The sequence below is a fragment of the Duganella sp. Dugasp78 genome (assembly GCF_059491455.1).
The window spans coordinates 6,656,374-6,669,699 of record NZ_CP168506.1 but is presented as its reverse complement, the minus strand read 5'-3'; the positions used below and the strand labels follow the sequence as shown (position 1 = coordinate 6,669,699).

The following is a 13,326-nucleotide window of genomic DNA, read 5'->3' as shown; positions in this document are numbered from 1 at the left end:
CGTGTCGTGATTCGAGATGATGACGGTCGCGCCCCGAGCCCGTGCCTCCCAAGCAAGTGCAACGCGGGCAACATGGTCAGCTGTTGAGAAGCGGCCGGAGGTATACCCTATAAAACAATTTTTTTCTCGTCACTGTCGGCATAAGGCGGATCGCAACAGAGCACGTCGCCAGCTGTTGCCTTCACGGGAGCGCGGCGATGTATCAGCTCCGCCTTGTACAAGCCAGCGACCCAGAGTTTCGGATGTACAGCCTATCTTGGCTGCGATGGACGTGATGGCCGCCCACTGCGACGCGTACTCGCTGCCGGCCTCTTGGACCATGCGCACGGCGCGTTCCATCACTTCGGGGGAATATCGGACTGATTTCTTGATGGCGGCTCCATTCTCTCAAATGTTGGAGCCTCCTTCAAACCCGGGGCGATTCAACCGCTTCTTCGATCCAATCGTAGGGTAGGTGTTGCCCTAGCCGCCGCCAATCGGGGGACTCTAAACCATCGGCGAGGAAATGACGGGCGTCGTCTGGCATCGCGCCGCAGGTTAGCAGCGTTTTGCAATGTTTATAACCACAAAATAAAAATGCCGCTCAGTCTTAACTGAACGGCATTAGCCTATTGGCCCCTCTATCATTTATCTTAGTATTTAATCCTGAACCAATCGAAATCTACATATCCGCCGGTATTTTTGGTCGCATAATTAAATAAGCCAAAACGGTAGCCCATAAAGTGTGGGATGGCGTAGCTCATTTTCAATTTGTTGCCAATAGGACTCCACGATTTCCCATCCAGGCTGTACGCGAAGGTGGCTTCGTCTTTTGTATCGGTAAAATCACAATCGATCTTCAAATAGACGTGGTTGCTTGTCAGAGGAACTTGCTGTACCTCTACAGGCTTATCTGAGCCGGCATTGACCATTACTATCCATTTTTTGCCGTTTTCGACCCTGACGCCAACCTGTCCGTAGTTTTTTTGAAAGGCGCTTAAGCCTGCGAAATCGCCTTCCTTCATTTTGGAAACGTCCAACAAAGTGGAGCCGGTGCTCGTCGGGCCAATGGTACGTTGCGTAAGTGTATTTCTGGCCTGTACAAACGAGGTGTCGAGCCTGGCTGTTTTAAGCCGGAGATATCCCTTTCTCTCCTGCACAGACCAAAGCTTGTTGTCCGGATTATGGTTCCATTGCCAAACCAATGGCAATGCTGCTTGCCCTTTCTCCCGATTGAATTCGTCAGAAGCAACCAAATTCGGAATCAAACCTGTGCTGGCTGGCAGGTCCAGCTTATCCGGAGCCTTCCCGTTTTCTCCCAATACAGGCCAACCGTCTTCCCACTTGACGGGCACCAGGTACGGAATCCGGCCGACAGAACCGAAGTCGCGGAACAGATAAGAGAACCAGCGTCCGTCGGGCGTGTCTATCAATCCGCCTTGAGCAATGCCTCTATCTTGCAGGGCAACTTTTCCTTCCCACGGACCGTTGATACTATCGGCCCGATGTATCACTACGGTCCGGCCCTTACCCTCTGGCGCGCAGATGTTAAATAAATAGTACTTGCCTTTTATTTTGAATAATTGGGATCCTTCAGCTACAAGGCCCATTTTTTCGCCCGCTGGCGCGTCGGCATTTTGGATAAGGACTTTCTCCGGAACGCCTTCTTTAACCCCTGTCAGGTCATCATTCAATTCGACAATCTTGAGCGTATGCGCGTTGTGAATCAAGTAGGTTTTGCCGTCATCGTCAAAAAACAGGGAAGAGTCATGATACGCAGGTTTGAAAGAAATTCTTTCCCAATTTCCTTTTTCTATATCCTTCGTTTTAAAAATATAGGTTTCGCCTGTGGTTTGCGAAAAAGTGCTGACGTAATACATGCCTTTGTGGAAGCGCAGGCTGCTGGCCCAAGTACCCTTGCCGTAGGTGTTTTTTCCATCGGCCAAATTCAACTCCGGCGTGTCGGCCAAAGTATCGTAGGCATAATTAATGATTTTCCAATTGATAAGATCGGTGGATTTCATGATGGGCAGACCGGGATTCATATGCATGGTCGTACTGCTCATATAATAATTTCCACCAACCCTGATCATGGCCATGTCAGGCACGTCAGCAAAAATGACGGGATTTTGAGCTTCTGCCAAAGCGGCGGCCGAACCGGGCAAGACCAGGCAGGCGAAAACGAGGTTGAGTATTTTTTTCAAGGGGATTCCTGGTCGAGCGATATCGCGGTTCTGCATTTTGCGCGTTCGTCGTGTGTGCCGCAATTTTCAAAATCACCAATGCGTGGAGTTATTTTTCCCTTGGCAGCTCAGCTGTCGTGCGACGCTGTCGTGCGACGTAGAGAAAATGGCAATGCTATGATCGCCGCATTGAATTAATGCGAGGCTATATGGGCGGGAAAGCGATCATCAGGCTGGGGGACAAGACGTCGCACCACGGCACCGTGCTGGAAGGCCATCAGGACGTGATCGTGATGGGCAAGCCGGTGGCCGGCGTCGGGCACAAGGTCAGCTGCCCCAAATGCCGTGGCACGCAGACCATCGTCGAAGGCGCGGTCACGCATACCATCATGGGCGTCAGCACCGCTGTCGAAGGGATGAAGACGTCCTGCGGCGCCGTCCTCATCGCCTCCCAGCAGACCGATACGATAGGCTAGGCGTCAGCGCAGCACTTCTTGTACTTCTTGCCGCTGCCGCAGGGGCAGGGATCGTTGCGGCCGACTTTCGGGCCTTTCGGCGGATGCCAGTAGGCGTTGATCTGGATGACCGACGACGTTACCGCGTCGGTCCAAGCGTCGCCCTCGCGCTGGAACGGCGCCAGCCATTCCGGATGGACCGCCTGCAGCGGCGTCCAGGCGGCCGCATCGACCTGCATGCCTGCCACGAATCCTTCGCACCATTGTTCCGGTCCCCAGTTGCCGCCGCATTCGTAGATGGGCTCGAAGCTGCCCGGGTCCTTGCTCATCCAGGTCCGCATGTAGTGGTAGTGGCGCAGCGCCAGCGGTTCGGCGGCAGGCGTCTTCAAGGCGGCAGGCAACCAGCTTTCCGGCGCCTGTGCGCTCGGGCCGATAACGACGGCGGTCAGGAAGCCCTCCAGCCAGGACACGTCCTGCATCGCGTCCAGCGCATCGTATTCGTCGTCGTTCAGTGGGGTGTGCTGCATGGTGTGGACCTCGTTGACTGTGTGAGCCGACATTCTACGCATCAATCATGTGGCCATGTTCGGGTCTTTACCAATATGATGCGTTCCAATAACTACATCCGAGGAGCAGATATGAAAGCCATAAAAATGCTGGCCGCGGCCAGTTTGCTGATGAGCGCCACGTGGGCGCACGCCGCAACCTCCGCCGCCGCGCCGGACGCCGCCCAGATCAAGGCCGCGCACGACCTGATGGCATCCATGCAGGCCGAGAAAATGCTGCGCACCACCGCCGGCATGAGCAAGTACCCCAGCCCGGCCCAGCGCGAGCAGGTGATGGCCAAGCTTGACAAGCTGCCCGCCGAAACCATCTACAGCCGCATGGCGCTGCCGGTGGCGCGCCTGCTCAGCACCGAGACGGCGGTCGAGATGACCCGCTACTACCAATCCAGCTACGGCCAGAAAGTGCTGACCCAGACCTACAACGGCCCTGCGGCCCTGTATGTCTCCGATCCGACACCGAGCGCCAAGGAAAAGGCCGAACTGAAGAAGCCGGCCTTCGTCAAAGCCAATCAGGAATTCAAGGCCGCCGAGCAGGCCATTCACCACGAAGCCTTCCTGTTGGTCGCCGAGATCAACAAGGGCAAGTAAGCTACTTGGCTTTCGGCGGCGCGGGCTTGGGCTTGGGCGTCTCGACGATCAGCACATGCTTGTCGACTGCGCCCGACTTCTCCTGCTTGACCACCTGCACCGCGACCGGGCGGTTGTCATGTACCGACCGTGGGCGTCTTGGAGCCAGCATGGTCTTCCCCTGAGTGATTGTTGTTGGAGTGGCAAATGGGTGCGCCCCCACTTTTTGCAAGTTGTCAGATAGTAAAAAGTATTGGATACTCCGACTTTCACTTTTGAAGGATGATTCGATGTTGAAGAAACTCGCTCTTGCCGTTGCCTTGTTGCCGATTGCCGCGCAGGCTTCCAACCTGCCGGATTATCCCTTCATCCACGTCGGCGGCGAAGGCTTCATGTCGGTCATGCCGGACATGGGCGAGATCGATTTCGACATCAGCGCCTTCGACGCCGACACCAACGCCGCCGTGGCCGTGGTGCAGGCGCGCGTGGCGGAAGTGCAGGCCTTGTTGGCCGGGCAGGGCGGCGATGCAGGCAAGGATGGCGGCACCGAAATCAACTTCCGCGACATGCGCAAGGAAATGCGCAAGTCCGCCAACCCCGATCCGAACGCGGCACCGGAATATGAAATCCGCAGCTCGGTGCACATCGTCGTGCGCAACCTGGGCACGTGGCGCGCCATCATGCAGGGTCTGCTGGGCAAACCGAATATCGACCACATGAGCACCAGCTTCGGCAAGAGCGACCGCCTCCAGACCGAGCAGGAGCTGACCGCCGTCGCGATCAAGGACGCGCAGCGCCGCGCCGAGGGCATGGCGGCCGGCTTCGGCAAGAAGGTGGGCGCCGTCACGGCCATCTCGTCCGGCCAGCTGCGCAACCTGACCAATGCCGTCGGCCTGCTGCCGGTGGACTTCTACAACAACAATCGCCGCGGCACCAATGCCTCGTCGGCGGAGAAAGACTTCCTGTCGATCCAGTCGCTGCAATGGACCCAGACCGTGGACGTGATCTTCCGCATCAAATGACAGCCTTCCTCAATCGCCTGCCGCGAGGCGTCGATAATGCCGCGTGCCGTGACTTCATCGAAAACGCCCCGTTGACCTCCTGGCTGCCGGCACTCGAGCATCTGCGACAGGAGTTGGGCTTGGCGGACGGCCCATGGCAGAAAATCCCGCAAGGATCCAATGCCTTGTTCGGACTGGGCGACGATGTGATCGTCAAGCTGGTGCCGCCCAACTGGCGCCGGCAGGGCGATAAGGAGGCGCTGGTTGCGCCGCTACTGGACGGCAAGCTGTCCTTGCAAACGCCTCGAATGATCGGCAGCGGGGAAATCGACGATTGGGTATTCGTGGTCTTGACCCGCCTGGACGGCGTTCTGCTGGCGGACCTGTGGCCGACGCTGGAGATCGAGCAGAAATGCGCGATCATGAAACAGACCGGCCAAGTCCTGCGCGAACTGCGCGCCGTGACCTTCGACGCGGATATCGCGATCAAGGTGGATTGGCCCTCGTACTTACGGGCTCTGGTGAACGGATGCATCGCGCGGCATCAGCGCCGGATGATGCCCAAGGGCTTGCTGGACCAGGTCCTGCCGTACCTCGCAGCGGCGAAGGACTTTGCGCCACCGGGGGCGCCGCGCTTCATTCACATGGACGTCCATCCATGGAACCTGATGGCGAAGCTGGAAGGTGGCCGCTGGAAGCTGAGCGGCCTGCTTGATTTCGGCGATGCGATAGTCGGCAACAGCGACCGCTTCGAGTTGTTGACGCCCATGATCTTCATGGCGCAAGGCAGCCCCGTGCTCCTCAAGGCCTTGCTTGCATCGTACGGTGGGGCAGGCGATATCGGTCCGTCCGCGCTGCAGCGCCAACTGACGGCGTGCATGCTGATCAGGCCGGATTCCGACGTCATGTTCTGCATGCAGCAAGTCCCGGCCAGCGGCCCGCGCGACAACTGGGACCAGATCGCCGCACAGATTTTCCCGTTAGCACCCCGGGGTCAAGTCTGACATTCGGACACGAGCTCCGCCGTAATGCTGCTTACGGCAGAGCTCGTGTCCGAATGTCAGACTTGACCCCGACGGTGAAGCGACGGCCAGCGTGCGATAGCGCACGCTGGCCTGCAATCGACCGCTTGTTTATCCGCCGCTTCCCCTAATCTGCCTCTTGAACAGCTTCTTTTCCACTTCTAGGAGGACAGTCCATGAACATCCGCGCCCACACCACGCCCGAACCCGATATGCCGCCGCCCCAGCCGGAAAAAGATCCGCCGCCCGACAATATGCCACTGCCCGACCAGGCGCCGATCGAAGAGCCCCAACCCAAGCAACCACCGATCAAAACCTGAGCATGTTATGCGGTGAGAAAGTGTGATGGTTGTTGCTCAATGGATACATATTTTAAACTTTGTGCTGACCGTCACATTAGGGTAATCAAAGTGTTTCTATAATTAAGTCATGTCATCGATTCACCTCTCACGGAGAGCATCATGGGCAATTCCTTACACAACAAAATCTACCTCGGCCGTCGTAGCGTCGCCTTTAGTGCGAAGCGTGTTCAAGCCTTGATTTGTGTAGCGGCATTTGCCACCATCGGCCTGATCTGGCTGGCGATACGAGCGTTTTGAACCGCACTTTATTCTCGTTTTGAAGCGGCCATGCCGCCTCCGATCGCGTATCGGAGGCGCCGTGGAGGCGCATAGCCTTGCCGTCGCTCCGCCGGGCGCGTACCATGAGGGCCGCAGCAGTCTCTTATGGATAAAATGGCAATGAAGAACGAGAAATTAACACAAGACGAATACAACGCGCTCGATGAAGTGAAGCGCGGCATCAAGGGCGAGCGTGTCAGCGCCTGCGTCGGACGCAATACCAAGCGCCTGGCCGGCATCAAGCTGTTCACCATCGCCAAGAACGGCCGCATTTCCCTCACCGACAAGGGCGAGGAAGTCTTGTTTCTGCGCCGTTGCGTGCTGGGCCTGCGCGCCATCGAGGCCGATCCGGCCAGCGCCATCGACGCCGACGTCGCCCAGTTCCTCGGCAAGAAGTCCCACATCGTGCCGCGCGCCGAAGGCGGCTACGATATCAGCGACAAGGGCCGGGAATCGCTGGCCGATATCGCCAGGCAGGGCTTGTAAGACAAAAACGCTCCCCGGGGCGTTTTTTTTGGTTTAATGTAGAGGTATTAAAACAAGAACAGAGCGCCCGCCGCCATGAGACTGTACACGTTGCAGAAATTCCGCAGGCTGTTCGGCGTGCTCGTCGCGGCGGTCGCCGCGGTGCTGCTGCTGGTGTCGCTGTTCGTCGCCCATGTGCTGCAGGTGAGCCAGGCGCGCTACTATGCCAACGCGGCCGAGACGGCCCACAACCTGGCCGTCTCGCTGGAAAATTTCCTGCACTCGCATATCGAAGAGGTCGACCTGGCGATGCGCCGCGCCGGCGTGGAGTTCCGCGCCATGCAGGCGACCGGCCACTTCGACCCTGAGCAGTTCAGCGCCTACCTGCGCACGCTGCGCGAACGCATCCCGAACGCGCAGGCGGTGCGCGGCTCGGACGCCGCCGGCCGCGTGATCTACGGCGAACAGGTCGATCCGGCCCATCCGCAGAACCTGTCCACGCGCGAATTCTTCCCGCGCGCCAAGGTCGAACACGAGTTGATCGTCGGCGTGCCGGTTAAATCACGCATCACCGGCGAATGGGTGCTGCCGCTGGTCTATCCGCTGGCCATGCCGGACGGCAGTTTCGGCGGCACCGCCTACGCGCTGATGAACAGCTCGCGGCTGACCGAACTGTTCTCGTCGCTGAACGTCGGCGCCAACGGCTCCATTGTGTTGCTGGACGACCGCCACCGCGTGCTGCACCGCCATCCGCTGGTCGACAACATGAAGATCGGCAGCACCATCCCGGTCTCGCCGCAAACCCAGGCCATCCTGGACGGCAAGCAAAAGGGCGACACCTACACCATTCTCAGCGAGCGCGACGAGCGCGAGCGCACGGTGAGCCTGGCGCGCGTCGGCAACTATCCTATCTATGTGGTGGTCGGGCTGGCCAGCGAGGATTTCCTGGCGCCGTGGCGCAAGGAGGTGCGCAACGCCGTGCTGTTCCTCGGCATGCTGGCGGCCATCGCGGCGGCCTTGCTGGCGGGCGTATGGTATTCGATGCGCAAGCAATACCAGGCGGTGCTGCAGCTGCTGGAGGCCGACCGCGCGCTGCAAGCGTCGATGGCCCGGCTGACGGCCTCGGAATCGCGCTGGCGTTCGCTGACCGAGGGACTGCCGCAAATGGTGTGGACCGTGACGCCGGCGCTGCGCCTGGACTTCATGAGCCACCATTGGGAGCGCTTCAGCGGCGTGCCGTCGGCGCGGATGGTCGAGGCGGGCGACTGGACGCCGGTGCTGCACCCCGACGACCGCCCGGCCTTGCAGGCCGAATGGCGGCGCGCCAGCGCAGCGGGCGACGCCTTCCGCTGCGATTGCCGGCTGCGCCGCGCCGACGGCGCCTGGCGCATCTTCGACAACCACGCGCTGCCGCAAAAGGATGGCGACGGCAAGGTGCTGGGCTGGGTGGGCAGCAGCACCGACCACACCGAGACGCGCGCCGCGCACGAGGCGCTGCTGCTGGCCAAGGAGGAGGCCATCAAGGCCGGCCGCGCCAAGTCCGAATTCGTCGCCAACATGAGCCATGAGATCCGTTCGCCGATGAACGCCGTGCTGGGCATGCTGCAATTGCTGCAGCAGACCGAGATGAACGAGCGCCAGCAGGATTACGCGGCCAAGGCCCATGCGGCCGCCAGCGCCCTGCTGGGCCTGCTCAACGACGTGCTGGATTTTTCCAAGGTGGAGGCCGGCAAGCTGGCGCTCGATCCGTACCCGTTCCGGTTCGACAAACTGTGGCGCGACCTGGCGGTGATCCTGTCGGCCAACGTCGGCAGCAAGAATATCGAAGTGCTGTTCCGCATCGATCCGCAGCTGCCGGCGCTGGTGGTGGGCGACGCCTTGCGCCTGCAGCAGATCCTGCTCAACCTGGCGGGCAACGCCATCAAATTCACCGAGCAGGGCGAGGTGGTGCTGTCGGCGCAATTGCTGGCGCGCAGCGCCACCACGCTGTCGGTCGCCTTCTCCATCCGCGACAGCGGCATCGGCATCTCGGCGGAGCAGCGCCTGCGCATCTTCGACGGCTTCTCGCAGGCCGAGGCCTCGACCGCGCGCCGTTTCGGCGGCACCGGCCTGGGCCTGGCGATCAGCCAGCGCCTGGTGCGCCTGATGGGTGGCGAGCTGAGCGTGAGCAGCGAACTGGGGCGGGGCAGCGTGTTTTCCTTCACCGTCGATTGCGGCGTGATGCCGGCGCCGGCCGAGGTGCCCGAGGCGCCGCCGGCGCCAGCGCAACCAGCGTTGCTGAAGGAGCTGAGCTGCCTGGTGGTGGACGACAATCCGGTGGCGCGCATGGTGCTCAGCGAGATGGCGGCGTCGTTCGGCTGGCAGGTCGATGTGGTCGGCGGCGGCCGCGAGGCGCTGGCCGCCGTGACGGGACGCATGGTGCAGCAGCGCGCCTACGACGTGGTGTTCATCGACTGGCGCATGCCGGCCTTCGACGGCTGGGAGACCAGTTGCGAGATCCGCAAGCTGGCGCCGCACGGCAAGCTGCCGCTGATCGTCATGGTGACCGCGCACGACCGCGAACTGCTGGCGCAGCGTCACATGGAAATGGAGCCGGTGCTGGACGGCTTCGTGGTCAAGCCGGTCACGGCGTCGATGCTGTTCGACGCGGTGGCCGATGCGCGCATGGAAAAGCGGGCGCCGCTGGCCGCCGTGGCGCTGCCGTCGCTGCGGCGGCTGGTCGGCTTGCGCTTGCTGCTGGTGGACGACAACCCGGCCAACCAGCAAGTGGCCAGCGAGCTGCTGGGCAACGATGGCGCGCAAGTCGAGGTGGCCAGTTCCGGCCAGATGGCGATCGCCGCCGTGTCGCGCCCCGGCCCGCTGCCGGACCTGATCCTGATGGACATCCAGATGCCGGAGATGGACGGCTACGAGGCGACGCTGGCGATCCAGCGCAGGCTGGGCGCACAGGCGCCGCCGATTGTCGCGATGACGGCCAACGCCATGCCGGCCGACCGCGTCGCCGCGCTGGACGCGGGCATGGTCGACCACATCGGCAAGCCCTTCGACCTGGCGCAGTTGATCGCGGTGATCCTGAGGCACGCGCGGCGCGGGGCGCTGGCGGTGGAGGGCGCAGGCATCGGCGATGCCGCCGGCGACACCGCCGGCACGGCGCCGCTGCCGGACGCCGGCATCAACAGCGCCGCCGCGTTGAAACGGCTGGGCGGGCTGTATTCGGTGTATCTGATGGCGCTGCGCAGTTTCGCCATGGAGGCGGGCAAGATGTCGGCCCAGCTGCAGGCCGCTTGCACGGAGAAGGATCTCCAGGCCGCGCTGCCCTTGCTGCACACGCTGAGAGGCCTGGCCGGCACGGTGGGCGCCGATCGCCTGATGGGCCTGGTGCACCTGGCCGAGCAGGCCCTGAAGGCGGACGCCAGCGCCGCCGCATGGGACCAGATGGCGCTGGTGATCGACACCATCCCCACCGTCGTGGGCGACGTCGAACAGCTGGTGCGCCAGCTGGACCCGACCGGCACGCCCGCTTGATTTTCTTAGTCGTTCCCGCGCAGGCGGGAACCCATACGCCGCGTCACATCACGCGAAGCATGGATTCCCGCCTGCGCGGGAATGACGGGTAGGCGCGGGAATGACGGGTCAGGGCTGGAAGCCGTCCGCGCTGATTTGCAGCTCGGTCACCGTGCCGTAGGTCTTGGCGATCTCGCGGATGGCGTCGGCTTTCCCCACCAGCACCGTTTGCAGATTCTTGCGCGGGAAGTGCTTGTCCACCAGCGCCTTGGCGCGTTCCGGCGTCAGGCTGTCGACATCCTTCATGAAGTTGTCGATCTGCTCGCGGCCCACCTTGTACGCGTACATATCGCCCAGCAATCCGGCCAGCTGCTCGCTGGTCTCGTAGCGCGGCGGGAACTGGCCCTTGACGTAGGCCTTGGCCGACTCCAGCGTGGCCTTGTCGATGCCCTTGTCCCACAGGCGCTGGTAGGTCTTGTGCGCCAACGCCAGCGCCGCCCCGGTCTTGGGCAGGGCGGTGAAGCTGGAGATGGCGAAGGTGCCGGTCTGCGACAGCGGAGCGAACTCGCTGCGGGCGCCGTAGGTCAGGCCGGAGTTGACGCGCAGCTCGTCGTTGAGCCACGAGGTGAAGCGGCCGCCGACGATGGTGTTGAGCACCTGCAGCGGCACGTAGTCCGGGTCGTTGCGGGCGATGCCGAGGCCGCCGATCAGGAAGGTGGTCTCGATCGCGTCCGGCTTGTTGACCAGCCACACGCGCGCCTGGTCGGCCTGAACCTTGCCGTTGTCCTGCTGCGGCAGCGCCGGCCCGCTGGCCTGCCACGCGCCGAACAGCGATTCGATCTGCTTGCGCATCTCGGCCGTCTGGAAGTCGCCGACCACGATGACGGCGGCGTTGTCCGGGCGGTAGTAGTGCTGGTAGTAGCCCCGCACGTCGCCCTGCTTGAGCGCGCTCACGCTGCTGACCGTGCCGCTGGCCGGAATCGCGTACGGCGCCTGGCCGAACAGCATGGCGCGGTAGTAGTTGCCCACCACGTTGCGCGGCGCTTCCTTGGCCTGCTTCAGGCCGTTGACCTTGCGGTCGCGCAGCTTGGCCAGCTCGGCTTCGTCGAAGCTCGGCTGCTGGATGATCTCGGCAAACAGCGGCAGCAGGGCGGCGCTGTCGGCGCGGGCGAAGTTGGCCTGCACGGTGCTGGCCTCGGTGCCGGCGCCGCCTGCCAGGCGGGCGCCGCGGAAGTCGAAGGCCTGGTCGATGGCGGTCTTGTTGTGGGCTGTGCTGCCCAACAGCAGGGCGTCGCCGGTCAGGTTGGACAGGCCGGGCTGCGTGGCGTCGTTGACGGCGCCGGCCTTGACCACGGCGCGCACCGAGATCAGCGGCACTTCGTGGCGCTCCATCAGGTACACGGTCAGGCCGTTGGGCAGGGTCACGGTGTCGAACGCCGGCAGGCGGAAATCAGCTGCGGCGGCGCCGGCCGTGGGCGCGGTGCCGATGGCGGCCAGCACGGCGGCGGCCATTACGGTTGCTTTGATGGTCATCGGATCAATCCTCCTTCGCAGCCAGCACGCCGACGGTGCGCTGCGATTTTTTCAGGTATTTGGCGGCGACCGCCTGGATATCGGCGGTCGTCAGTTTTTCGTAGGCGGCCGGGGCGTCGAACATTTTCTTGTAGTCGCCGAAGAACACCTCGTAGTTGCCCAGCTGCTGGGCCTTGCCGTTGATGGTCTCCTGTTCGCGGTACAGGTTCAGCAGCTTCTGGTTCTTGACCTTTTGCAGCTCGTCGGCCGTCACGCCGTTCCTGACCACGTTGTCGACCTCGGCCAGCAGGGCTTTCTCCAGCTGCGCCGGCTCGGTCCTGGCGGTGGCCACGGCCGACAGGTAGAGCAGGCCCGGATCGAAGCCGTCCATGCTGCTGGCGCTGACCTGGGTGGCCAGCTGCTGTTCGACCAGCGTCTTGTACAGGCGCGAGGTCTTGCCGTCGCCCAGTATGCTTTGCAGCACTTCCAGCGCGTAGTAGTCGGCGCTGTTGGCGGCCGGGACCTTGTAGGCCACCACCAAGTTGGCCGAGGTGGCCGATTCCTTGGCGACGAACACGCGCCGTTCGCCTTTCTGTTCAGGCTCCACGGTGCGCACGGCCGGCGGCAGCGCGCGCTTGGGGATGCCGCCGAAGTACTTGGTGGCGAGCTTCTTGACCTCGTCGGTCTTGACGTCGCCGACGATCACCGACACCGCGTTGTTGGGCGCGTAGTAGGTGGTGAAGTAGCGTTGCAGGTCGTCCTGGGTCCAGGCCTTGATGTCGGATTCGTGGCCGATCACCGGCCACGAATACGGATGGGCCTGGAAGGCGACGCCGTTGATCTCTTCGCGCAGCGCGCGGATGTTGGAGTTCTCCAGGCCGGTGCTGCGCTCGGACAGCACCACGCCGCGCTCGCTGGCCACCATTTTCGGGTCGATGGTCAGGTGGGCGATGCGGTCGCTCTCCAGCGTGAAGATGGTCTCCAGCGACGAGGCCGGGAACCAGTCCTGGTAGACGGTCAGGTCGTTGCTGGTGTAGGCGTTGTTGGAGCCGCCCCGGGCCTCCATGGTGCGGTCGAACATCTTCGGGCCGAAGTTTTTCGAACCGTTGAACATCATGTGCTCGAAGAAGTGCGACAGGCCGGTGATGCCGGGCGCCTCATTGCGCGAGCCGACCTTCCAGAACGTGTACATATTGGCGTTGGGGATGGTGTGCGATTCCAGCACGATGAACTTCATGCCGTTGGCCAGGGTGAAGGTGTGCACCTCGTCGGCCGTGACGGCCTGGGCGGTGGCGGCCGCGCCAAGCAGGATGCTGGCGGCCAGGACTTTCCATTTCATGAGTGCTCCTTGGGTCGTGAAGCGCAAAGCATACGATAAAGTTAGTGAACTGTAACGTTTAAATCGGTAGCGCCTGCCGCGCAGGCGACGCGCATGGCGGCGTTGCAAATGCT

Annotated in this window: 13 protein-coding genes and 1 pseudogene; 8 read left to right on the top strand and 6 right to left on the bottom strand. The window is 62.2% G+C overall.

What is annotated here, in order from left to right:
• Positions 1-189: 189 nt before the first annotated feature.
• Positions 190-372, bottom strand: a pseudogene (locus ACEN9O_RS29610) (IS3 family transposase); the annotation flags it as partial.
• A gap of 260 nt (positions 373-632) precedes the next feature.
• Entirely contained in the window at positions 633-2,183 is a 1,551-nt protein-coding gene (locus ACEN9O_RS29605; protein WP_495615354.1) for a glycoside hydrolase family 43 protein, read from the bottom strand.
• A 188-nt stretch (positions 2,184-2,371) separates the two neighbouring features.
• On the opposite strand from ACEN9O_RS29605, the gene ACEN9O_RS29600 reads away from it, so the two are divergent.
• Positions 2,372-2,638: a PAAR domain-containing protein gene (locus tag ACEN9O_RS29600; protein ID WP_495615353.1), complete on the top strand. Its 267-nt coding sequence runs from the start codon at positions 2,372-2,374 to the stop codon at positions 2,636-2,638.
• On the opposite strand, the gene ACEN9O_RS29595 is transcribed toward ACEN9O_RS29600, so the two are convergent.
• Positions 2,635-3,144 (bottom strand): UPF0149 family protein, encoded by a 510-nt coding sequence (locus ACEN9O_RS29595; RefSeq protein ID WP_495615352.1) that lies wholly within the window; start codon positions 3,142-3,144, stop codon positions 2,635-2,637. The two genes, ACEN9O_RS29600 and ACEN9O_RS29595, sit on opposite strands and share 4 nt — an antisense overlap.
• Before the next feature lie 111 nt (positions 3,145-3,255).
• Here ACEN9O_RS29595 and ACEN9O_RS29590 point away from each other — a divergent pair, with 111 nt between their 5' ends.
• Positions 3,256-3,771: a hypothetical protein gene (locus ACEN9O_RS29590; protein ID WP_495615351.1), complete on the top strand. Its 516-nt coding sequence runs from the start codon at positions 3,256-3,258 to the stop codon at positions 3,769-3,771.
• 1 nt (position 3,772) lies between these two features.
• Here the strand turns inward: ACEN9O_RS29590 and ACEN9O_RS29585 are convergent, their stop codons facing one another.
• Positions 3,773-3,922 (bottom strand): hypothetical protein, encoded by a 150-nt coding sequence (locus ACEN9O_RS29585; RefSeq protein WP_495615350.1) that lies wholly within the window; start codon positions 3,920-3,922, stop codon positions 3,773-3,775.
• 118 nt (positions 3,923-4,040) lie between these two features.
• Here ACEN9O_RS29585 and ACEN9O_RS29580 point away from each other — a divergent pair, with 118 nt between their 5' ends.
• From ACEN9O_RS29580 to ACEN9O_RS29555, 6 genes are all read left to right on the top strand, one after another.
• The gene (locus ACEN9O_RS29580) at positions 4,041-4,772 is read left to right on the top strand and encodes an SIMPL domain-containing protein (protein WP_495615349.1); all 732 of its coding nucleotides are present in this window, start codon (positions 4,041-4,043) and stop codon (positions 4,770-4,772) included.
• Positions 4,769-5,755, top strand: a complete 987-nt coding sequence (locus ACEN9O_RS29575; RefSeq protein WP_495615348.1) for a phosphotransferase family protein — start codon at positions 4,769-4,771, stop codon at positions 5,753-5,755. Before ACEN9O_RS29580 ends, ACEN9O_RS29575 begins: the two co-directional genes overlap by 4 nt.
• A 194-nt stretch (positions 5,756-5,949) precedes the next feature.
• Positions 5,950-6,093 carry a hypothetical protein gene (locus ACEN9O_RS29570; protein WP_495615347.1) on the top strand — a complete coding sequence of 48 codons (144 nt, stop codon included), beginning with the start codon at positions 5,950-5,952 and terminating at the stop codon, positions 6,091-6,093.
• 141 nt (positions 6,094-6,234) lie between these two features.
• Positions 6,235-6,372, top strand: coding sequence for a hypothetical protein (locus ACEN9O_RS29565; protein WP_175001208.1), 138 nt, complete (start codon positions 6,235-6,237; stop codon positions 6,370-6,372).
• Positions 6,373-6,513: 141 nt separating this feature from the next.
• On the top strand, positions 6,514-6,879 hold the full coding sequence (locus ACEN9O_RS29560; RefSeq protein ID WP_495618555.1) for a hypothetical protein: 366 nt from the start codon (positions 6,514-6,516) through the stop codon (positions 6,877-6,879).
• Between the two features lie 75 nt (positions 6,880-6,954).
• Positions 6,955-10,383 (top strand): response regulator, encoded by a 3,429-nt coding sequence (locus ACEN9O_RS29555; protein WP_495615346.1) that lies wholly within the window; start codon positions 6,955-6,957, stop codon positions 10,381-10,383.
• Between the two features lie 108 nt (positions 10,384-10,491).
• On the opposite strand, the gene ACEN9O_RS29550 is transcribed toward ACEN9O_RS29555, so the two are convergent.
• Complete coding sequence (locus ACEN9O_RS29550) at positions 10,492-11,895, bottom strand: M16 family metallopeptidase (RefSeq protein ID WP_495615345.1); 1,404 nt, start codon at positions 11,893-11,895, stop codon at positions 10,492-10,494.
• A 4-nt stretch (positions 11,896-11,899) separates the two neighbouring features.
• Positions 11,900-13,213: a M16 family metallopeptidase gene (locus ACEN9O_RS29545; protein ID WP_495615344.1), complete on the bottom strand. Its 1,314-nt coding sequence runs from the start codon at positions 13,211-13,213 to the stop codon at positions 11,900-11,902.
• Between the last annotated feature and the right edge of the window lie 113 nt (positions 13,214-13,326).